Annotated in this window: 14 protein-coding genes and 9 pseudogenes; 15 read left to right on the top strand and 8 right to left on the bottom strand. The window is 57.4% G+C overall.

The genetic code is table 11. The annotated features are described in order from the left end of the window. Window positions 1-7: 7 nt before the first annotated feature. The 4 genes and pseudogenes from ACZ89F_RS25205 (at window position 8) to ACZ89F_RS25190 (ending at window position 2,262) form a co-directional block, all read left to right on the top strand. The gene (locus ACZ89F_RS25205; protein WP_476094713.1) at window positions 8-343 is read left to right on the top strand and encodes an ABC transporter permease subunit; all 336 of its coding nucleotides are present in this window, start codon (window positions 8-10) and stop codon (window positions 341-343) included. Window positions 344-403: 60 nt separating this feature from the next. Next, window positions 404-1,416, top strand: a pseudogene (locus ACZ89F_RS25200) (ABC transporter ATP-binding protein). Then, window positions 1,409-1,819 (top strand): annotated as a pseudogene (locus ACZ89F_RS25195) (ATP-binding cassette domain-containing protein); the annotation flags it as partial. The pseudogenes ACZ89F_RS25200 and ACZ89F_RS25195, both read left to right, overlap by 8 nt. Window positions 1,820-1,920: 101 nt before the next feature. Continuing rightward, on the top strand, window positions 1,921-2,262 hold the full coding sequence (locus ACZ89F_RS25190; RefSeq protein ID WP_476094712.1) for an ABC transporter ATP-binding protein: 342 nt from the start codon (window positions 1,921-1,923) through the stop codon (window positions 2,260-2,262). Here ACZ89F_RS25190 and ACZ89F_RS25185 read toward each other — a convergent pair. From ACZ89F_RS25185 to istA (ACZ89F_RS25175), 3 pseudogenes are all read right to left on the bottom strand, one after another. Beyond that, window positions 2,230-2,499: pseudogene (locus tag ACZ89F_RS25185) on the bottom strand (IS66 family transposase); the annotation flags it as partial. The gene ACZ89F_RS25190 and the pseudogene ACZ89F_RS25185 sit on opposite strands and share 33 nt — an antisense overlap. 159 nt (window positions 2,500-2,658) lie before the next feature. Beyond that, window positions 2,659-3,369: pseudogene (gene istB / locus ACZ89F_RS25180) on the bottom strand (IS21-like element helper ATPase IstB); the annotation flags it as partial. A gap of 12 nt (window positions 3,370-3,381) precedes the next feature. Further along, window positions 3,382-4,901 (bottom strand): annotated as a pseudogene (gene istA / locus ACZ89F_RS25175) (IS21 family transposase). A gap of 409 nt (window positions 4,902-5,310) precedes the next feature. On the opposite strand from istA (ACZ89F_RS25175), the gene ACZ89F_RS25170 reads away from it, so the two are divergent. The 9 genes and pseudogenes from ACZ89F_RS25170 to ACZ89F_RS25130 all read left to right on the top strand — a co-directional run. Beyond that, window positions 5,311-5,622 (top strand): hypothetical protein, encoded by a 312-nt coding sequence (locus ACZ89F_RS25170; RefSeq protein WP_476094710.1) that lies wholly within the window; start codon window positions 5,311-5,313, stop codon window positions 5,620-5,622. A gap of 27 nt (window positions 5,623-5,649) precedes the next feature. After that, window positions 5,650-6,960 (top strand): serine hydrolase domain-containing protein, encoded by a 1,311-nt coding sequence (locus ACZ89F_RS25165; protein ID WP_476094708.1) that lies wholly within the window; start codon window positions 5,650-5,652, stop codon window positions 6,958-6,960. Between the two features lie 53 nt (window positions 6,961-7,013). After that, window positions 7,014-8,204: a M24 family metallopeptidase gene (locus ACZ89F_RS25160; RefSeq protein WP_476094707.1), complete on the top strand. Its 1,191-nt coding sequence runs from the start codon at window positions 7,014-7,016 to the stop codon at window positions 8,202-8,204. 118 nt (window positions 8,205-8,322) lie between these two features. Beyond that, window positions 8,323-9,426: an ABC transporter substrate-binding protein gene (locus tag ACZ89F_RS25155; RefSeq protein ID WP_476094705.1), complete on the top strand. Its 1,104-nt coding sequence runs from the start codon at window positions 8,323-8,325 to the stop codon at window positions 9,424-9,426. A 220-nt stretch (window positions 9,427-9,646) separates the two neighbouring features. Continuing rightward, window positions 9,647-10,636, top strand: coding sequence for an ABC transporter ATP-binding protein (locus ACZ89F_RS25150; protein WP_476097372.1), 990 nt, complete (start codon window positions 9,647-9,649; stop codon window positions 10,634-10,636). Window positions 10,637-10,653: 17 nt separating this feature from the next. After that, on the top strand, window positions 10,654-12,429 hold the full coding sequence (locus tag ACZ89F_RS25145; protein ID WP_476094704.1) for an ABC transporter permease subunit: 1,776 nt from the start codon (window positions 10,654-10,656) through the stop codon (window positions 12,427-12,429). 1,399 nt (window positions 12,430-13,828) lie between these two features. Further along, window positions 13,829-14,551 (top strand): LuxR family transcriptional regulator, encoded by a 723-nt coding sequence (locus ACZ89F_RS25140; protein WP_476097371.1) that lies wholly within the window; start codon window positions 13,829-13,831, stop codon window positions 14,549-14,551. A 381-nt stretch (window positions 14,552-14,932) separates the two neighbouring features. Then, window positions 14,933-16,314: pseudogene (gene istA, locus ACZ89F_RS25135) on the top strand (IS21 family transposase). Continuing rightward, window positions 16,262-16,647, top strand: a pseudogene (locus ACZ89F_RS25130) (ATP-binding protein); the annotation flags it as partial. The pseudogenes istA (ACZ89F_RS25135) and ACZ89F_RS25130, both read left to right, overlap by 53 nt. 84 nt (window positions 16,648-16,731) lie before the next feature. Here ACZ89F_RS25130 and ACZ89F_RS25125 read toward each other — a convergent pair. After that, a complete protein-coding gene (locus ACZ89F_RS25125) occupies window positions 16,732-17,151 on the bottom strand; it encodes a helix-turn-helix domain-containing protein (protein ID WP_476094702.1) in 420 nt (139 codons plus the stop codon). Here ACZ89F_RS25125 and ACZ89F_RS25120 point away from each other — a divergent pair. Beyond that, a complete protein-coding gene (locus tag ACZ89F_RS25120) occupies window positions 17,108-17,446 on the top strand; it encodes a hypothetical protein (RefSeq protein WP_476094701.1) in 339 nt (112 codons plus the stop codon). The two genes, ACZ89F_RS25125 and ACZ89F_RS25120, sit on opposite strands and share 44 nt — an antisense overlap. Before the next feature lie 9 nt (window positions 17,447-17,455). On the opposite strand, the gene ACZ89F_RS25115 is transcribed toward ACZ89F_RS25120, so the two are convergent. Next, complete coding sequence (locus ACZ89F_RS25115) at window positions 17,456-17,863, bottom strand: recombinase family protein (RefSeq protein WP_476094699.1); 408 nt, start codon at window positions 17,861-17,863, stop codon at window positions 17,456-17,458. After that, entirely contained in the window at window positions 17,808-18,143 is a 336-nt protein-coding gene (locus ACZ89F_RS25110; protein ID WP_476094697.1) for a recombinase family protein, read from the bottom strand. The genes ACZ89F_RS25115 and ACZ89F_RS25110 overlap by 56 nt, the downstream gene beginning before the upstream one ends. Window positions 18,144-18,351: 208 nt before the next feature. Between ACZ89F_RS25110 and ACZ89F_RS25105 the strand changes: the two are divergent. Beyond that, window positions 18,352-18,882, top strand: a pseudogene (locus tag ACZ89F_RS25105) (ATP-binding protein); the annotation flags it as partial. Window positions 18,883-19,165: 283 nt separating this feature from the next. Here the strand turns inward: ACZ89F_RS25105 and ACZ89F_RS25100 are convergent. Next, window positions 19,166-19,380, bottom strand: a pseudogene (locus ACZ89F_RS25100) (IS110 family transposase); the annotation flags it as partial. Between the two features lie 210 nt (window positions 19,381-19,590). Next, the gene (locus ACZ89F_RS25095) at window positions 19,591-20,553 is read right to left on the bottom strand and encodes a LysR family transcriptional regulator (RefSeq protein ID WP_476094696.1); all 963 of its coding nucleotides are present in this window, start codon (window positions 20,551-20,553) and stop codon (window positions 19,591-19,593) included. Window positions 20,554-20,685: the final 132 nt, after the last annotated feature.

Genomic DNA, 20,685 nt, shown 5'->3' with positions numbered 1-20,685 from the left:
TATCGGCATGACAAGCTGGGCGTTCGTCGCGCGTGTTGTTCGCAGCCAGACACTGTCGCTTAAGGAGCGAACGTTCATTGATCGCGCGCGCGTTGTTGGCAGCAGCAATTTTAACATCATGGTGCGGCACATCCTGCCCAATCTCGTGCCGCAAATTGCAGCGAATGGTGCCCTGGGTCGTCGCCGGCGCGATTTATGTCGAGACGTCGCTCTTGCTTGGCGATCCGTTGCAGCCTTCATGGGGGACTTTGCTTTCACAGACTCAGCGCGCCGGCGCCGCCACTGCTGGAGCCTGGTGGTATCTTGGCGCCCCCGGGCTATGCGCGCTTACGGTTTCGCTTAGTTTCGTCCTCATTGGCAATGCCCTCGACGACACGTTCAATCCACGGCGGCGGATAATTCCATGACAAACTCCTCCCAACAGAAGCCTCCGCTTCTGGAAGTCGACCGCCTCTCTGTGGACTATGGGCTCAAGGGTGTTTCATCGCGTGCGATCGACAGCGTGAGCTTCGCGCTCCGGGCCGGAGAGGCCGTTGGGCTCGTCGGAGAATCGGGCAGCGGGAAGACCACGTCTGCAAATGGCCATTGCTGATCTATTATCGCCCAACGCGCGGGTCAGCGGCGGCCAAGTGCGCTATCGTGGTAACCGACTGCCGATCGACGATGATGCGGCTATGCGGCCACACCGCTGGAGCGAAACGTCCGTAGTCTTCCAGGGCGCGATGAATGCGCTTAATCCCGTTCACCGCATCATCAAGCAGATCGCCGAGCCGTGTATGCTGAAGCTCGGCATGTCGCGTGGCGAGGCGACGGCGCGAGCACGAGAACTGCTCGAGCTCGTCGGCATTCCGGCGGATCGCGGCGCTGCCTATCCTCACGAATTGTCCGGTGGCATGCGTCAAAGGGTGATGATCGCCATGGCGCTCGCGTGTCGTCCCTCAATCATCATCGGCGATGAGCCGACGACGGCGCTGGACATCATTACACAGGCCCCAAATTCTGAAGCTGCTGGGTGAGTTGCGATCGAGGCTTAGCCTTGCCCTCATTTTGATCTCCTACGACCTTTCTGTAGTGGCTGAATGTTGTGATCGCGTGATGATCATGTACGCGGGCCGGATCGTCGAGGATGCCACTGTCGCCGAGATCTTCGCCCAGCCCAAACATCCCTACACCCGCTTACTAATCGAATCGATCCCTAACCCGGCGAGCGGCAAACGGATCATTCGGCCCATCCCTGGTGATCCCCCCAACTTGATGAACCGATCGTCAGGCTGCGCGTTTCATCCACGTTGCCCGTCGGCCATGGGGGTTTGCGCGACCGACCTCCCCAGCCTCGACAAGTCCGGGCGGGGATGCGTGGCCTGTCATCTTCACCGGTCCTTGACGCAAGAAGACGAGGTCGCAGTCCATGCCTGATTCCGCCGATATGCTGCGTCTGGAGCATTTTCCTATCCAGGGTGGCGGACTGTTCGACCGTGTCCTGGGCCGACCTGGCGGCGCCGTGCGCGCGTTGGACGGCATCGACCTCAACGTCAGACGGGGTGAGATCGTCGCCCTGGTCGGGGAATCGGGAAGCGGCAAGACGACGGTGGGCCGTGTCATCACCAAACTTGCCCAACCGACAGCCGGCAGAATCCTGTTTCAAGGTCGCGACATGACGCCCGTTCAAGACTTGTCGGCTTTACGCCCCTACAGGCATCGCGTGCAAATGATCTTTCAGGACGCCTATCAGGCGCTCAACCCGCGACACACCGTGATCGACATTGTGGCGCAGCCGCTGCGATCACTACGGCTGGTCGATAACGGCAAACAGCTTGAAGAACGGGTAAGCGAAGCGCTCGCATCCGCCGGGCTCAATCCTCCCGGTGATTTCTTCGCCCGCTCCCACATGAGCTGTCTGGCGGACAGCGCCAACGCGTCGTGGTTGCCGGAGCTCTTGCTGTCAAGCCAGAGCTCATCGTTGCTGACGAACCGGTCTCGATGCTCGATGTCTCGATACGCGCACAGATCCTTCAGGTCCTGGTTGACCTGCGCGACAAGCACAACATTGCCGTCCTATATCTTGGAAAACTGGTCGAAATCGGTAGCGCCGACGAGATCACATTCAACCCTCGCCATCCTTATACTGTCGCCTTGCGCAACGCCACTCCGCAGATTGGCGGCAATTCAGGCCGCGCCGACTTGCCGGCCCTGCAGTTGGCGCGCAATACTCCGCGTCGCATCCACGACGACAACCAGGAATCGCTGTTTTCCGCCATTTGAAAAGGAGGTGCATAATGAATCAGTCTTCGCAATCGGACAGATGGAGCGCTCGACCACGTTGCTGTCGATCTCAATGCGGCCATCGTCAAGGAAGCGCGAGAGGCCTTCCCAACGCGAGAGCGTGTAGCGGATCGCCTCGGCGAGCTTGGTTTTCTGGCTGATCAAGCCGAGCTTCTCGCGCAGCCAGGGTTCGAGATCGGCGATGATAGCGCGGCTATTTTCCTGACGCATCACACGGTGCGTATTCCGACGAAGCCGGCCATCGATTCCGATTTGAAGCCGGCCAGTCATTCCGATTTGAAGGCGGCCATTTTTCGGGCTGATCCTGGGTCTCGTTGATGTTTGGGTTGGGTTTTGTTTCGGGTCAAGCTTCGGTGTTTCGGGTACGATTGGCGGGCGCTGTTTTCGCATGCTTTCACCGGTGAGATCGATGCGATAGGTGTTGTGAACGAGGCGATCCAGGATGGCGTCGGCCAAAGTTGGGTTTGCAATAATCTCCCACCCGCGATCCACGGGCACCTGACTTGTGACGATGGTTGAGCGTCGTTCGTAGCGATCCTCAATGATCTCCGGGAGATCGCGGCGTTGGTCGTCATTAGTTTTTCCGGTCCCCAGTCATCGAGGATCAGCAGGTCGGTCCTGGCAAGAGATTTGAGGATCCTGCCGTATCGCCCGTCTCCTCTTGCAAGCGCGAGGGTGGCGAACTGCCTGGGAAGCCGGTGGTAGGCGACGGAGAAATCCTCTCGGCCGGCTTTGTGGCCAAGCGCACAGGCCAGCCAGCTCTTGCCGACGCCCGCCGGCCCGGTGATGAGAAGACTGTGATGCTTTCTGATCCAGTCGCAGCCGGCGAGCGCCATGAACAGATTGCGATCAAGACCGCGTGCGGCGCGGAAGTCGGCATTCTCGATCTGCGCGTCATGGCGAAGCTTGGCAGCCCTGGCGCGGGCTTCGAAACGCTTCTGGCGGCGCATGGTAGCCTCGCGTTCGAGCAGCATGGCAAGCCATTCGGCCGCGTGCTTCGGATTGTGCGTCGAGCTCCTGGAAGGCGGTGGCCATGCCATGAAGGCCGAGTTCGCGCAGCATGTCGATCGTCGGATGGATGAGCATTGGTGTGTCTCCTCAATGGAAGTAATCAGGGCCACGCAGATTGGCGTGATCGACGATGGCGGTCGGTTCGGTGGAATGCCTTGCGGCCTTGTGATTGGCGATAAGCGAGGCGATGCTCTTGCAGTTCAGGCCACCGATCTCGACAGCGCAGGCTGACACGGCTTCGGCGCGATCGTGTGGGATATCTCGAAACGGGCGAAGGACACCCAGGCATGTCCGAAAGCCTTGTTTCAGGATGTGGGCGGCTGGCGAGGATTGCGACAACCAAGCCTTCCGTCTGGGGCCCGACGGATGCGGCCCAGCGACGGAAACGGTCCGGCGTCCACTTGGCATATCGCCGGTGGGTCTGGGCATATGATCCGGATCCGTCCCATGACGAGGGCCGCCATAGCGGCGCTGATGGACGGCAATGCGCTTGCCGCGGTGGAAGATCTCGATGGTGCGTGCCGGTGCTCTCAGATCGACTTGCTGGCGAATGAGGCTGTGCGGTACGGAATAAAAGAAGGTCTTAACTCGACGTGGTAATCCGTCGAAACGCGGGCCAAACGCCACTCGGCGAATTCGTAGTCTTTACTCGGCAGGCTTGGGAGCGCAGCACGCTCGACGCTCTCGAACAATTGCCGGCGACTGACGCCCAGCCGACGCATGACGTGATCATTGATGCGATCGAGTGCCTGGCGAATGGCGGCATTGGCCCCGGCCAGCGAGAAGAAGGTCTGGTTGCGCAGCCGCCGCAGAATGTATGACTGGGCGAAACGCACGCCGTTCTCGACTTTCGATTTGTCCTTCGGCCGTCGCGGCCGTGCCGGAAGAACCCCGACGCCATAATGGGATGCCATCATGCCGTAGCTGCGATTGATCTCGGGATCGTAGAAGCTGGCGCGGCTGACACCCGACTTCAGATTGTCGGGGACGATCAGTCGGGGAAACAAAACATCCTGATGTGTGAACCAATCCAATCAGGCAGTGTCTGGGTCCAGGTTGCTTCGGCATAGGTGAAGCTGGACGCACCCAGCACTGTCACGAAGATCTCCGCCTCACGGATCTCGCCGGTGTCTCGATCAACGATCGGGATCTTCGTGCCGGAATAGTCGACGAAGACCTTGTCGCCGGCGGCGTGTTCCTGGCGCATCGTCGGCGAAAGCCGCTGTTCGAAGCTGCGAAAGAGCTCGCAGAACCGGCTATAGCCATATCCGTCGGGATGACTTCCTCGATACTCCTCCCACAAGATGAGGAGCGTGACGCCCGGCTTCTTGAGCTCGACGGCAAGATCGGCCCAGTTCGGCTCTGCGCGCCGCCGCGTGCGCTGTTTGACGCCATTGCGAGCGGAGTTTGTTCTCAAGCGCATCATCGGTCAGCTCGCCTGGCAGGGGCCAGCTCAACCCGATTGCCGCTGCGCGCCGCAGATTATCCTGCACCGTACTGCGTGCTATTCCCAGCACGACCGCAATCTCGCGGGAGCTGGTCCCGCTTCCGGCAAGCCGAAGCATTTGTCTCAACTGTCTCACGGTCAGCCTTCTCTTTTCCGGCATCGAAATGTCCCCGTTCATCGCGAGGTGATTGATGCCAAAGTTGCTGACCCAGGAGGTAATCTTTGTGCCGAAAACCGACCGGTCTTTGGTTGGAATGGTGGCCGGCTTAGGTGGTCCGGCAACACCGCTTACTTTGCATGGAGCGAGACGGCAAAATGAGTGTCCAATTGGCGTCTCAAATGGAAGCTATGCGGGTCGGCTGGAGGTTATCGAAGGCCCGACAGGACGCCGCCTAACGTCAGATGCGGCGAGAGGAGCGGACGAGCAGTTCCAGTAGCTTGGTGCCGGTGGCAGTAGGTGTCACGCGGCACCTACCGCGAACGAGGAGGGATGTTCCGAAATCTTCCTCGATCTGGCAATCGAGGTTTAGCGCACTCTCTGAGCCACATGCAATCTTGTCGAAGCCTGGGTGAAACTGCCCGCTGCACTATCCGCATTCAGCGGACCTATAGCCGTTATTGCAAAAGTCTATTTGATCCGCCTCGTTGGTCAGCGCATAAATTTCGCCAGCAGCGTTGCATCCGAACTATCTCAACAAGCAGCGCGTCGGGGAGAAGCTAAATCTGGCGAAAAATCGTCCAGACCATCACCGTTGCAGCAGGGCTTTCCATCGGCGCCGACAAGCGTTGCGAAGACGGCGAAACCCTCGGTGCGCAACGATGCTCCGGCAGCGATCGATTGCGTTGAATTCGAAGTGGCCCGCCAATCCAATTGGCGGTAGAGGCGCTTTGCACGGGAGATTTTGAGAATGGCGCTCGGTGAAGATGTAAAAAACGAAGCCTCTAGCCAGTGCGCGTCGGCGCAGGAGACCCTGGAATTTGGAGGGAAAGCATATTTGGATGGTGTCGCTAGCGATCCGCGGAAGTTCGGATGGATGCAGGGGTTCCCGCCTCCTGCGAATAAGCAGATCACCTTCGAGGGCGGCCGCCACATGGCCTTCCCTGAAATACGTTGGAGCCTTTCGCACATGCGGGAGCTCGTGCCGACAGTGAGTGTTGGCCGCGCTGATGGGGCTGAGCGCTCCTTCAACGACCCATCTGCTGCGGATACTGCTGCGGTCGAGGCGTTGGCGTTTACGGATATGAACGGGCGCTCCCGACGCTTCGACGAGGCGTTGTTCGACACCTACACCGACGGCATCATGGTGCTGCACGGCGGTCGCGTTGTGTTCGAGCGCTATTTCGGTGCACTTGAGCGGAAGATGCCGCATGCCTGCTTTTCTGTCACGAAATCTTATGCGGGGACACTTGCTGCGGCTTTGGTACACGAAGGGGTGCTCGACGAAGGTAAGTTAATTTCTCACTATTTGCCCGACCTGCGAGGGACTGCATGGGAAGATGCGACGCTGCGACAGGTGATGGATATGCAGACCGGTCTGGAGTACAGCGAGGACGAAGTCGATGAGCAATCAAGCAACGCAATATATATGCGGGCTTGTCGAACGCGATCACGGCCAGCCAACTACGATGGGCCGAAGACATCTTGCGACTTTCTGTACACCGTTCGCAAAGAGGGCGAGCATGGTAATCTTTTTAGCTACAAGAGCGTAAACACCCAAGTCATGGCGTGGGTTATGTCGCGTGTGACGGGGCGTTCATTTGCGCAATTGCTGCATGAGCGTTTGTGGGCGCCGTTGGGCTGCGAAGACGACGGATACTTGGTAGTTGATCCCGCCGGGATGCCATCTGCCAGCGGGGGATTGTACGCAAGTTTGCGAGACTTGGCGCGTTTCGGCGAGATGATCCGGCAAGAAGGCGAATGCAATGGCAAGCAAATCATTCCAGCGTCAGTCATAGACGACATCCGGCGCGGTGGAGACCGGGCAAAGTTCACCTACAAGGGCATGCCCGGTTATTCCTACCGCAGCATGTGGTGGGTTCCGCACGACGAGTTTAGCGCCATCGAAGCTCAGGGCATTCACGGTCAGCGGCTATATATCGCGCCAGGAGCAGAGATGGTGATTGCGCTGTTCGCGTCCCACCCGCTGGCCACCTCTGCATTTAGCGACGTGATCACTGTTCCGCAAATGCTTGAACTTGGGCGGTTTCTGCGTGGGTAGCCATTCCCCAATCGGTTGAAATTAACCTGAAAAGAAGATCAAGGAAACTTCGAATGGATAACGACCAGTTTTATAAAATTCGCACGAGCAGTCCAGTTTCAAAGGAGCTAGCTTTTCCGGAGGCGGAATTTCGCCATCGCATTGAAGAAGTCAGGAAGGTCATGGATAAGGAGGACCTTGACGTCCTTCTTATCACGTACCCGCCGAACCTAAGCTATTTGAGTGGCTACCAAAGTTTTGGTTCGTGTTGGTATATGTGTATGATCTTACCTCGCCAGGGGGAGCCAATTCTTCATATGGCCCACTTGGAGTTCGCTCCCGCTTTGCTTACTTCCTGGGTATCAGACATTCGAGGCGTTCGCTGGGCCGAGGGAGGAGAAGCTGACAAGCTCGTGGGCATATTGAAAGAGCGGAAGCTGGAAGGGAGGCGGATTGGCGTTGAGCGGAGAAGGCCCGGCCTTACCCTTGATCTTTATGAAGGCCTGAAACGTGGTCTGCCTGGGGCTACTTTTGTCGATGCCTCGGAAGTGGTTGCGAAGCCCCGAATGATCAAATCACCAGCTGAGCTGGACTACATGCGCCAGGCGGGGAGAATCACCAAAAAGGGCCTCGACGCAGCGTTGCCCGTGATCAAGCTTGGGGTCACTGATAATCAGATTGCCGCCACGCTCTATGAGACGATGGTCCGTGAAGGCAGCGAGTTTTTCAGCACGCAGCCAATCGTTGCGGCGGGTCACCGGAGTGGCATAGTCCATGCGAGTTTCAAGCGCACGCCCCTTCAACTGGGGGATACGGTGGTCCTCGAATTCGGGGCCGCCTACCAGCGCTACACCAGTGCGATTTATCATACCGTCGCAATCGGGAAGCCGTCTTCGGGAGTAGAGAAACAGGCCAAGGTAATCAACGAGGGTCTCAACGTCCTGTTTGGTGCCGTTAGACCGGGACGAACCATTCACGAGGTTGCACGGGAAGTGAGCATTAGCTTGAGAGAAGTTTGGCCGGAGCCAGCCGTATACGGGTATTCAATTGGATCGGGGGCACCCCCTACGTGGTGCGAAGACCTCTGCTACATACGCGAAGGTAATGAGTTGGAGTTGAAACCTGGCATGACGTTCCATTCACCAGTCGGGGAACTAATGCCAGGGACCCCGGGAGTAGGATTCAGTGAGACATGGGCGGTCACTGAGACAGGATGCGAAATCCTTACCCTTCATGACACGACACTGACGGTAGTCGATGCCTAGAGGGGTTTTAGTTGTCGCAATGTCGACCTATTGCGTCGGCATTTCGCCTACACGCTTCGACGAGGCCTGGGCTCAACGACCCCGCCATAGAGGTAAGGGAAACAGAGGGTGAAGGAAAATGAGCATGTTGATCAATAGAAGACGTTTCATGCAGGCGTCGTCTGCCGTCGCGGTGGGCGCTCTGGCAGCGCCGGCCGTGCGAGCTTCCGCCAAAACGACGGGGGAGCTTCGCGTCTCAACTTACGGTGGACAAGTCGGCAAAAGCGTGATCGAAGCTTACCTGAAGCCGTTCGAAGCAGAAACCGGCATTAAGGTCACCCCCATTACGGAAGACTTTAGCGTCCAACAGCTTGACCTGATGCAGAAGACGAACAGCGTCACGGTCGACGTTGGTCCGCTGACCCAAGGATCGGTTCTTCAGAGCGCACCGAGAGGGTATCTTGAAGAGGTTGACTACTCGCTCTTCAGGAAAGAAGACATCGAAGGGCTCCTTCCAGAAACCAGGAATGAGCACTCCGTTGGCTTCTTCTTCTACAGCTATAACTTAGTCTATAATACCACGAAGTACCCATCCGATAAGACACGTCCCGGCAACTGGGTAGATTTCTGGAATGTCGAGAAATTCCCTGGAGTTCGCTACTTGCAATCGGGCCAGTACGGAAATGAGGGTCCTTGGGAACAGGCCCTTTTGGCCGACGGTGTCTCTCCCGACAAACTCTATCCGATGGACATCGACCGCATCTTTGCGAGCTTGGACAAGATCAAGCCCCATGTTCGAAAGTGGTGGACGGCGGGATCTGAGATACAGCAATTGATGTTGAGCGGCGCCGGTGACCTGATGATGTCTTACGACGGCCGCGCTACGACGGCGATCGCTCAGGGCGCTCCGCTCGAAATGAGCCGCAATCAGGCTAAACTAACATTTGACTCCTGGGTAATTCCCAAGAACGGCCCCAATGTGCAAAATGCGCAGAAGTTTGTTGAGTTTGTGAGCCGGGCCGAGAATCAAGCGGCGCTTGCGAAGCTCTATCCGGAAGGGCCAACCAACCGGAATGCGTTTAAACTGCTGCCAGAAGAACTCGCGGTCACGCTTCCAAGCCATCCCAATTACCTAGCAACGGCTATTTTGGCAAATGGCGCTTGGTATGCGGAAGTCGGCGCGGACGGCATGTCAAATCTTCAGCGTCTTGCACAGCGCTGGAGCGAATGGATTCTTCAATAAAGCAGATCAGAACTGACCAGCGGGTCCGCGATAAGACTCGCTGGTATCGTGACAATGACGACTTTCCAGATGCAAGAAGAATAGGATGGCGCCATGTATTCATCGCCACGACGACCTTGAGCGCTTCAGCCGCAACAAGGTGCTGGAACGAGAGCCAAGCGGGGGACAAGTAGTGGAAAGCACCGCGCCTCCGCAGATCGAGTTTCGTGATGTTACGAAGATGTACGGCTCCGTCACCGCATTAACGGATTTCTCACTTGCCGTGCGCCAGGGGGAATTTTTGACAATTCTTGGCCCCAGCGGTTCAGGCAAGACCACAGCATTGATGATGCTTGCGGGATTTGAAGCTCCTACCCGAGGAGATATCTTGATCTCTGGAAAGTCAGTAGCCGCAGTGCCTTCGTACGGCCGAGATCAAGGGATTGTCTTTCAAAACTATGCCTTGTTTCCTCATTTAACGGTACGTCGAAATCTGGAATTTCCTTTGGAAATGCGTGGGGTGAAAGCTGGCGAACGGGTAGCGCTCGTTGAGCGCATGCTCAAGCGGGTCCATCTTAGGGATTTGGGAGAACGCCTGCCTTCGCAGCTCAGCGGTGGTCAACAGCAGCGTGTAGCCCTCGCTCGAGCGTTGATTGCCGATCCTCCGATCCTTCTTCTGGACGAACCCCTTGGCGCACTTGATAGAAACCTGCGCGAGCAAATGCAGGGCGAGATTAAGGGCCTTCATCGAGAATTTGGGAAAACAACCATATGCGTCACCCACGACCAGGAAGAAGCGCTCACGCTATCGGACCGGATCATCGTCATGCGCGGCGGCCGCATAGAGCAGTCAGATATTCCTGAAGCGCTTTACGACCGTCCCGCAAGCCGCTTCGTCGCCAACTTCTTAGGCGAGGCGAATTTACTGGATTGTCCTGCTCTGGGACATCAGGAGAACCCCCCCGGCACCGTTTCGATGATCCGTCCGGAACGTGTCCGCATCTCAGGAGCGAATGCGGCACCACTTTCAACTCAAGATCTGCGCCACAATGTGAACGGCACTGTTGAGGACATGACCTACGCCGGACCGCTAAGGAAATATCAGGTCCGGGTTGGCAGTCTTTCACTCATAGTCCGTGAACACGTTGCGTCTGGGCAGGAAATCTTTCGGCCAGGTGACGCTGTTCGCCTTGACTGGCTACGCGCTGACGTGCGTTCGCTGAGAGCTTGAAGTAGAGAAATAAGCAAATGCATCCACTTCAGAGGGTCGTGCGGTCGCCGTTCACCATCGTCATCCCGGCGCTCGCTATCCTTCTAATCGTCTTTGGTATACCAACGATACAGCTCTTTCTTGAGAGCTTGAACGCTCCGGATTTCAGTTTACAGAACTATTACGCCTTCCTCAAGAAATACGCTAACATTCGGCTCTTGCTCCAGACGCTGGAAATCAGCGCGATAGCTACGATTATTTGCTTGCTTGTCGGTTATCCTACCGCCTATCTGATCTCAACGGCCTCCAAGTGGGTCCGAGTAATCCTAATCGTCCTTGTGGTCCTACCCTATTTGACGAGCGATTTGGCACGGACCTACTCCTGGGTGGTGATTCTCGGTGACACCGGGCTGATCAACAGTGTCTTGATGGATTTCGGCCTCATCTCCAGTCCACTTCCGCTTATTTACAACCGTATGGCAGTCTATGTCGGCATGGTTCATATCATGCTGCCGATGATGATCATGCCGCTGGTGAGTGTAATGGTGAGCATCAACACGTCCTTGGTCGCAGCTGCGAAAAGCATGGGTGCGAGACCGTCGACCGCTTTCTGGCGCGTGTACTTCCCACTTAGTTTACCCGGTGTACGCAGTGGGACGTTACTGGTTTTCGTGATCTGTCTGGGTTTTTATATCACGCCGGCTGCGCTAGGCGGTTTGGGTGATGCAATGCTTTCGACCTATATCGCGTCTCAAGTGGCTACAGGTTTCGATGTTGGGTCAATAAGCGCCTCCTCATTCATCCTCCTTGCTGTTGCGTTAGTCGTACTTTCAACGATGGGCCTCAATCCGTCCGGTGCCCAAGATGCTGCACCTAAATTGAAAATGCGTTGGTTCAGGCAAGTCACGCTCTTAAAAACGGCCATAGGCTACTTCAACGAGATGGCGGTCTCTTCTAGAGCAAGGCGGTGGTCCACTTCGCTTTATCGGGCGCAGCCCGATGGGCGATGGTCTCGAATTGCCGGCTGGACTGTGGCGTCGCTAGTCATGTTTTACCTGCTATTCCCAGAGGTCGTTGTCATTGTGATGTCCTTCAGCAATGGCGCAACCTTAAGGTTTCCTCCGCCCGGTCTTTCGCTCCAGTGGTACTGGTCTTTTTTGGGCGACGTTGCGTGGTATGGCGCGGCGCTGACCAGTATTAAAATCGCTCTCTCTGTATCAATACTGTCGACAACAGTAGGTACGCTCGCCGCGTTTGGCCTTAGTCGTATCGCACCGGATCTGCGTAGCCTTATTACAATGGCAATTCTTACACCAATCACCATACCTGTCATCGTTGTCGGCGTGGCAACCTACTTCGGCTTGGCGAAGCTCAGGTTAATTGGCACCGAGACCGGAATCATATTGGCGCACACGATTGGAGCAATCAGCTATGTTGCAATTATCGTTTCCGCAACGCTGGTGAATTTCGACCAACGACTGGTCCAGGCTGCTAAGAGCATGAAGGCGACACCCTTCAGGGCTTTCATGAGAGTGACTCTGCCGCTCATCCGCCCTGGCATCATAGGCGGCGCGCTCTTCGCCTTTATCCACTCTTTCGGTGAGGTGGTCATCACCTCCTTTGTTGGCGGGTTTTCTGTGCGGACTTTGCCATTGAAGATGTGGGAGAACATCCGCAATGAAATCGATCCGACTGTCGCCGCGGTGGCGTCGCTTCTCACCCTTCTGCCAATACTGTGGATGATCGCGCTTTACATCATGTGGTGGAGGACTGGGGCTTGGTCTCAGTTCGCTGCCGTGGAAAAAAAAGTGTGAAACCAGGACGCCGCTTGCTTGGCGTTTTGGACCTGGAAGACAAGCAAATCTACGAGCGACCTCCGATCACTCGAACGCTCTCGCTGAATTGACGGCCGGAAACTGACGAACGAATGGTGCGTCAAGGTGGCTCCTCAATTGAAAAAAACCAAACCAATGGAGTTTCAAAATGCTGCAAAACCAGGGAACGCAGGTCGGCCAGGTCCTGGGTGTTCTAGATCTAGAGCCAGGACCTACCGTTCCCCCTACACCCGGAACTCTGGCAGATCCGGTCACGTTCAATTTCCCCATCATAAGAGAAACAGTCTCAGGAGCTTGGGCGAATGTAGTCGTTCCTGGCGATCCAACGCTCGAATCGGCTTACGTCGCAGCCGCCCGGCGCCTAGTGGAACGTGGCGCTGTCGCGATAACGGCCGACTGCGGCTTTTCCATCCGACATCAGGCCGCAGTTGCTGCTGCAGTTCGCGTCCCAGTAGCGCTGTCAGCTCTGATGCTAGTCCCAGTCATCCTACGCCTACTACCGGCAACGGCAAAGCTCGCGATTCTAACCTTTGATGCTGCGTGTTGTGGAAAGGAGCTACTGGATACTGACGATCCGTCTGAACGGGCACGGGTTGTGATAGGCGGTATTGAGAATACGCAAACCTGGTTGAATGAGATGGCGCGACCGCCGGTGCTGACAAACACCGCCGTCCTGCAGGAGGACGTTTGCACCCGAATTCAAGAACTACGACAGGCGTATCCTGAGATCGGCGCAATACTGCTTGAGTGCACGATGTTCCCTCGCGTTGCGGAAACGATCCGTCGTTTCACAACTCTCCCGGTGTATGACATTACGACGCTCTGCCGGATGGTAATGGAGTCAGCAAGCACTCATTCGTCAAAAGCGCCAGCTTTTGGCAATAAAGCCAAGCTCTAGATATCCGTTATTCCGCCACTCGCGAAATTCGCAACATCAGGAGGATTTCGTCGTGACTGCCGAAGGCATTTCCCGGCCGCTCGACAAGCTTTTTGTTTCCCTCGAGGCCCTCTGATTATGCCGACCCCATCGCAGCGATCTCCGCCCCCAAGGCGGGCTTCCAACCCAGCTGAGTATAATCGGGACAAAGTTCCCCAAATACCTGCAGCCGCCTTGCCGCAGCCTATGGAAACCGTTCGTCTGCCTGCAAATTGCCAGAACAAACCGGAGCCAATTGACTTGGTGCGGACGCAATTAGTGCCGGCCTGGGATGATCACCGGCCCAAAGATGGTCCGGGGCTCGCGGCATTCTGCAAGGATCGTCAAGCGGCCAAAGCCGCAATACTGGCGGCGGTCGGGCGGCCGGGTCTACCGGGTCTCCAGTTAGGGCGGCGCGCAGCAGACAGATGCAGCAATTGAGTTAATACAATGACAACGGACGTGCCGCTTGTCTTCGAGACATTCCTGGAAAGGCTGTCGGAGAGTGTCGACGAAACAGATTTACGGGAAGCGCTAGCCAGCGCGGCCGCGGGACTTGATCTACTTACGTTCGCCTATTTATCCCTGCCATTGCAACCTTCCAGCGAGCCCAAGCTGATCTCGAATTATCCGCCTCCCTGGACAGCGCACTATCTCCGAAACCAGTACCAGAGAGTCGATCCGGTCGTCATGCGCGCGCGACTTGCCGAATGCCCCTTCAGATGGGACGCGAATTCTCGTGGCGTTGAGACGTCCCAGGTTCAGCAAAGGCTGTTCGTTGAAGCGACAGATTTCGGCATCTGCTGTGGATTGACGATCCCGATTGTCGATCGCAGGGGCTCTGTTGCAACGATGACCTTTGCGGCGCGTGAGCTGTCCGGTTTGCTGCGCGTTGCCGAGCGGTATGAGCAGGCGCTTCAGCTCATAGCAACGTGCTTTCACATTCATGTTCGCCGCAAACTCTCGGCGAGTCGAATGGTGGACGGCATTTTGTTGACGCCGCGCGAATATGAATGCCTGCAGTGGGCGGCGCGCGGCAAGTCCGCTCCAGATATAGCCTGCATTTTGGGCATCAAGTCGCGCACCGTCGCTTTCCATCTGGATAATGCCAGGAATAAGCTCGGAGTGCGCACCAAAAACCAGGCCGTAGCGCTGCTAGCCTCCTCTCGGCCCTCAATTCTCTAAGAAACCGAATTCGGCTTTGGTCCCCCATGGTTGTGAACAGGTGAACAGGCGGGTGCGCTCGCGTCTGCTGGGCAAGGTCATTCCTGCCCGGAGGCTCCCTTGGCGCCAGCCTATTGCATCGACGTCGCTGGAGTTATTCCGGTACGCCTCCGGCGAGGCTTCCGATTACCCACATCGTCGGTGTGATCCAATGGAGATGCCGAACGCGATGTTGTGCAAGCGGGTCATGCCGCGCCAGACGACCATGTTGCCGGGAGGCGGATCATGTTTGCGGGCGAGATAACCGCCAAGCATGGCGATTTGCAGCAGGTAAGCGGCGAGCGTGGGCCGTTGAGGCGCGTCGTCACCGATACTGCTTCCGATGGTCGGAAAGGGGGATCGGTGATCAAGCTGAGGGAGATGATGATGATCCTGGATCTACATCGGCAAGGTCTGTCGGTGTCAGCGATCGCCAGGCAGGCTGGTATCGATCGCAAGACGGTGCGCAAGTACAGCGAGCGAGGGTTGGAGGCTTCGTCTATGGACCGCGCAAACCAAGGGCGACGGTGATCGACCCGTTCCGGCCTATCTTCGCGAACGCGTGAAGGCTATCCCGGCCTTACAGCGCGGCGGCTTTCCGCGAGATCAAGGATCTTGGTTATTCCGGCGGCTACACGGCGCTGACCAACTTCTTGCGCTGCGCATTTCGCAAAAGCCGGACAGGGGTTCCGCTAATTCCCGGACAGTGGTGTCCGGGAATTACCGAAACACGCATCTTGCGCGACATTCGGCCACCCAGCGAGCGAGGATTTGAGGTTCGCTTCGAGGCACCGCCGGGCGAGCAGGCGCAGGTCGACTTTGCCCAGTTTCATGTCGTCTTCACCGATGAACCGACGACCCCGAGGATTGTCTGGTTGTTTCCATGGTGCTCGGCTACAGCCGTCTCATCTGGCGCGCTTCGTCATGCATCAGAACCTGCCGAGCGTGCTACGTTGCCACGTCGCCGCGTTTGAGGCGATTGGGCCGTTCCGCGCGAGATCCTTACGATCGCATGAAGACCGCGGTCATCGGCGAAGGCGAGACAGGGTATATTGCCTATAACCGTGCGCTGTTGATCTCGCGCGTCAATATGGCTTTCATCCCAGGGCATGCCGTTCCTATCGGGCCAAGACGAAGGGCAAGGTCGAGAGACCGTTTCGCTTATTCGGGAAGACTTCTTCCTGGCACGTTCGTTCCGTGACCTCGACGACCTCAACGCCCAACTGCGGCACTGGTTAGACAGCATCGCCAATCCGCGCACGCATGCCACCACCTTACGCGTCGTCAATGAGGCCTTCGCCAAAGAACGGCCGTATTTGCGACCGCTTCCATTGGCTCCTTTCCGCTCGGTTCTGAAGTTGGAGCGCCGGATCTCCCGAGAAGGCATGGTCAGCGTCGCGGCAATGCCTACAGTGTTCCCGACGCGACCCGAAGCCGTATGGTCGAAGTCCATTCGCTCGCCGACGAGGTCCGCATCTTCGAGAACGGCACGCTAATTGCCGTTCATCCTGTTCTGGAGGGACGCAGGCAACGACGCGTCCGGCCCGGATCATCGTCGAAGCACGGCCTCCCAGCGTTCACGGCTGCCGTCCACTGACAGCAGCATTGTTCTCCAGGGCGCTGGCGACACAGTTCCTCATCGGTTTGGCCTTTTGACGCCGTCGGCAAAGCCATGGCACGGGAGAACTGCCCATGAGCGCCGCCCTCGATACCGCACCCACAATGATCGACCGCATCCGTCATGATCTCGTCGGCCTGAAGATGCCGCGTGCGCTCGAGGCTCTGGATCATGTTGTTCGTCGGCTGGAGCACGGCGAACTCTCCGCATTGGGCGATCGACATCCTGCTCTCCGAGGAACTGACCGTGCGAAGAAAATAGCCGCATCAAGACCGTGCTGCGTATGGGGCGGCTTGCGACGATCAAGACGCTGGCCGGCTTCGATTTCTCATTCCAGCCATCGCTCGACAAGGATCGGATCTTCACCCTCGCACAGCCCGGCTTCATCAAGCGTTGTGAAGCTGTCCATTTCCTGGGCCTCCCGATCCCGCGTCATAATGCACACCTCGCTATGTCATTGAAAAAGCATCGGCTGTTGATCTTGCCCTTGTGATAATGGGCGTCGCATGCCGCTGTTGAGCATAGTGCTGCATGTCGGGACGCACTAGATCCTCACCGCGAATGACCCAGGGCGTGCCTTGAAGTATTGCGCGGCCGGTAGATGACCGGCGTGGATCATGCGCAGTTCCGTCATTGCCCGCGCGCCCAGCTTCTCGGCCGCTTCCTGCAAGGTGTATTCGCCGCGCGCCGCGCGCTCGCCGTGTCTGTAGATGGCAATGTTGTGTTGGCTGCGGAAGGTGCAGACGCGCGACTGCGTCCATCCGTTTTGCCGGCCGGTGGTCTTGCCGAGTCGATTGAGAAGGGCCGCAATCGTCTTGTCCGGCAGCTGGCGCGCTAGCGCCCGTATCAGCGGTTCGATCTCGGGCGCAGCACCCCGCCTGTGATGACCGAGCTTGTTCTTCTTGACGGAGAGCGTGGTAATGATCGCCGCCCTGCCAATGCACCACCATCTCGATCCGGTCATTCTCGACACGAACGACGATCTCGCGAACGAGCGTCCGGATGATGCGCTTGCGAGTGACGCTGGTGGCATTTGCGTGATGCCACGCTGGTTCAAGGTCGGCGCCCATGTGCAGCAGCTCCTGGCGCTCGGTCTCGCTCAGGGTTTCTGGCTTCCTGTTGTCGAGCGTTTCGAGTTCGGCTTCGCGCTCACGCAAAACCGCAAGCGCGGCATTCCAGCGCCGCTCAAGTTCACTTGCCACGAGCCGATTGTCGGGATCGACGGCGTATATTGGCACTGCGCATGGGCCGCTTCATAGCGTGCCTGTTCAAGCGCGAGCTCGATCTGACGCAGCGCTCTGCGCCTTGGATGTCTCGATCGCCTGAACAGCCGCTTCGATGCCCAAGGGTTGAAGCCGTTCCAAGACTTCGGTGCCGACGGTTCGCGCGTAAAGACAAGTGGGATCGCTTCGCGCACGCTCAGATCGGGGTCCATCTCGATGCGGTCCGGCCTTCACGTAGCCGACCGCCACCGCCAGAAACAGCACACCGCGCCGCGCCTTGTTCTTTAGCGCTTCGACCGAGCGGGCGCGCAGGATCGAAAGCTCAAGTTCGCTCATCGTGCCCTTCATGCCGAGCAACAGCCGGTCATTGGGACGACGCGGCTCATAGATGCCGTCCTCATCGATGATGAGCGTACCCGACCAAGCCGCAAAACTCGTGCCAGTCCCGCCCATCGCGCGCCAGGCGTGACGCTTCGATCGCCAGCACCGCGCCCACCAGGCCTTCGCAGATCGCTTCGAGCAGCTTCCTAAAGCCGGGGCGAGTTACGCCGGATCCGGAGCGACCGAGATCATCGTCGATAACGATTACGGTCTCCCAGCCAAGCGCCAGTGCCCGGTCGGCAAGACCGTATTGGCGGTGCCGGCACTCCGGGTTGTCGACAAGCTGATCGGCTGTGGACTGGCGAATATAGACATGGGCACCGCGCGCCAGATGCTCAGGCGTGATCTTCATGATCCGCCTCCCTGGCCTTCTTCGCCGCTTCCCTGAGCAGGGACTCGATCAATGGCAGGAGGCGATGACGTGGCACACATAGGCCGGCTCCCCGCAATAGCGCTGCCGTCCGACAACGACCGCCTCCTCGCCAGTGCGCGGATGAAAGGCGTAGTGAATAGTCCGTGTTCCGTTGTCTTGCTGATAAGGGCATTATGAGCCCTGTCTGCCGGGGACGGGCAAAAGCCACTTGGCACTGCTCTCGGCGTCGAGGCGTCAAGGCCGGAAAACGTCTACTTCACAACGGTTGCCGATCTGATCGCCGCGCTCTCACGAGCCGAACGGGGAAGGCAGGCTGCAGAAGCGCATCCGCTTCTTTTGCAGGCCAAGCCTGCTGATCGTCGACGAAATCGGCTATCTGCCGGTCATCGCCGGCGGCGGCAATCTGTTCTTCCAACTCGTCAACGCCCGCTACGAACGCGGCGCAATGATCCTCACCTCAAATCGCGGCTTTGCCGAATGGGGCGATGTGTTCGGCGACCCGATCGTTGCCACCGCGCTGCTCGACAGCCTTCTGCACAATGCCGTCATCGTGCAGATCGAGGGATCAAGCTATCGACTGCGTCAGCATGCCGAGCTCATGCCGGCGCATGTCCGCTCGAAGGCGCTGATCACGCCACCAGCCTTCAGCTCTCCGCCGAAACCAAGGGGACGTCCGCCGAAAAACGGCCATCTCTCCATGACGACTCCGTCGGCATAATTGGGGAATTTACTTCGGCACTTTTGAGGAAATTTACGGCGGCATTGACACTCGCGACAGCGCGTCAAGCTCGGCGGGAACCAGCGCCGCCAAGAAGCGTCGGCGACGGCGGCATCCACGCGGTGAAGCACGGATGTGCTGGCACGCCAGCAAGCCCGTGTGGGAGCGCAGGTGATTGCACACATACTCTCCGCCACCCTTTTAGCGAACGTACATTTTGTGGCCGCATCGCCCGCACCAGGCGACCCCATGCAGGAGAAGTTCGCCATTGGCGAGGAGCACCTCTCGCACCAGCGACAAGCTGACGCCCGAGTTCAGCGGCCCGAACGCGCATGCTGCGCCAGGCTTCCAGCATCGGCAGTACGATAGGAGCGAGCGTGCTTCCTTTGCCGGCGGGAACAAGCAATCCGAATGTCTTCATGAGACCCCGGATCTGGTTTGAGAGCTCGGTCGTGACCCTGACTAGCTGGTGCGTGCCGCAACGAGCGTGCGCGTCAGGCTCGCGGCGCTGAACATCGAGCCGCATGATGAAGCCGGATATCCCTCAGCAGTTGTGATCATCAACCGCATCCAGCTAACCTGTTACAATCGGGCGGGGTCCATATACGTCCATACCTGCCACTGAACTCTCATCCAGCGGCAATTTGAGCCTCAACCTCGCGATATGAGGATCATCGCGCCACCATACCAAAGCCGATGCAGACCCCGCTAACGCGCGAAACTCCTGGGGCTCCGTGTGCTAACCGGCGCGTTCTTCTCTCGGCGATTGTTCACGTTTATTACCTCCACGAATGTCTCCACAATCGCTGACTGTCGCGAAAACTTATCACTGCCCCGGCGCCAAAATACCACGTAATGGTATCTCACTGCCGGCTGAAAAGGAACGATCTTCACGTCAAACATCTGATACTGATGCGCAATAAATTCGTTGTCGATTATAATGCCTAGACCATGGGCGGCAAAAGAAGCGTCCAATCCTATCGTGTCCGAATTGATCTTCGGCCTTAAACGCAAGTCTTCCTTTGTCAATAAACTCCGCTTAGACGTGTATTCTCTCTCTAGAGAAATAAGGGGCTCGTCTGAGATGTCATCCACAGTTATGATGTCTTTTTTTGCAAGGTGATGGTCAGGGTGCAATACGCAGACGCTCTTGCTTTCGGCGACTATCTGCCACTCAAAGAAGCGGGCGTCTAACGGCAGTCGGGAAATTCCGATATCGGCCTCTCCCGTCACAATGCTTTGTGTTATCTCATCATATCGCTGTGCCCTGAAATGAAACTCTAGAGACGGATCCAGATTGTCGAGCGCAAGTATGATTTTGGGGGCGAGTCTTAACAAGAATATATGCGGTGCGGCAATCGTCAGGCGGTTTTCCTTAGTGCGAAAAGAGTCGGTGATTTCCCTCTCGATGTGGCCTAGCGTATCAAAGTATCTGTCTAGCCGATTGTAAATTTCGATCGCCCGTGTGGTTGGAACAAGGCCATGGGGATCTCGCGCGAAAAGCTTCTCACCAACAGCCTCCTCAAACAGCTTGAGATACTGGCTTACGGCCGACTGGGTAATTCCGAGTTCTCTGGCGGCCCGCCTCGTGGAGCCGGTCCTTATGATCTCCCGAAAAATCTGAGCGCATCTGAGCCCAGCCTTGCTGTTTCGGCCTGAAATCTCTTCCATTGCGTTTGTCCGAATTCGTAGCTGCGGAGCCCCGGGGTTCCGTCTGCTTGCTATATTAGTAAAATTAATAGGGCGTCACAAAAATTTAATAAATTGACGATTTTTGCGATTCCTCCCATCGTTTTGAATGCA

It is taken from the genome of Mesorhizobium sp. USDA 3734 (genome assembly GCF_056279665.1).
This window is presented reverse-complemented; position numbering and strand designations above follow the sequence as displayed.

Excerpts from the sequence above, each read along its gene's own strand:
- ACZ89F_RS25125 (WP_476094702.1), bottom strand. The coding sequence starts at position 17,151 with ATGACCGGATCGAGATGGTGGTGCATTGGCAGGGCGGCGATCATTACC.
- ACZ89F_RS25145 (WP_476094704.1), top strand. The coding sequence starts at position 10,654 with ATGCATCCACTTCAGAGGGTCGTGCGGTCGCCGTTCACCATCGTCATC.
- ACZ89F_RS25110 (WP_476094697.1), bottom strand. The coding sequence starts at position 18,143 with ATGAAGATCACGCCTGAGCATCTGGCGCGCGGTGCCCATGTCTATATT.
- ACZ89F_RS25120 (WP_476094701.1), top strand. The coding sequence starts at position 17,108 with ATGATCGCCGCCCTGCCAATGCACCACCATCTCGATCCGGTCATTCTC.
- ACZ89F_RS25095 (WP_476094696.1), bottom strand. The coding sequence starts at position 20,553 with ATGGAAGAGATTTCAGGCCGAAACAGCAAGGCTGGGCTCAGATGCGCT.
- ACZ89F_RS25165 (WP_476094708.1), top strand. The coding sequence starts at position 5,650 with ATGGCGCTCGGTGAAGATGTAAAAAACGAAGCCTCTAGCCAGTGCGCG.
- ACZ89F_RS25155 (WP_476094705.1), top strand. The coding sequence starts at position 8,323 with ATGAGCATGTTGATCAATAGAAGACGTTTCATGCAGGCGTCGTCTGCC.
- ACZ89F_RS25205 (WP_476094713.1), top strand. The coding sequence starts at position 8 with ATGACAAGCTGGGCGTTCGTCGCGCGTGTTGTTCGCAGCCAGACACTG.
- ACZ89F_RS25160 (WP_476094707.1), top strand. The coding sequence starts at position 7,014 with ATGGATAACGACCAGTTTTATAAAATTCGCACGAGCAGTCCAGTTTCA.
- ACZ89F_RS25150 (WP_476097372.1), top strand. The coding sequence starts at position 9,647 with ATGTACGGCTCCGTCACCGCATTAACGGATTTCTCACTTGCCGTGCGC.
- ACZ89F_RS25115 (WP_476094699.1), bottom strand. The coding sequence starts at position 17,863 with ATGGGCGGGACTGGCACGAGTTTTGCGGCTTGGTCGGGTACGCTCATC.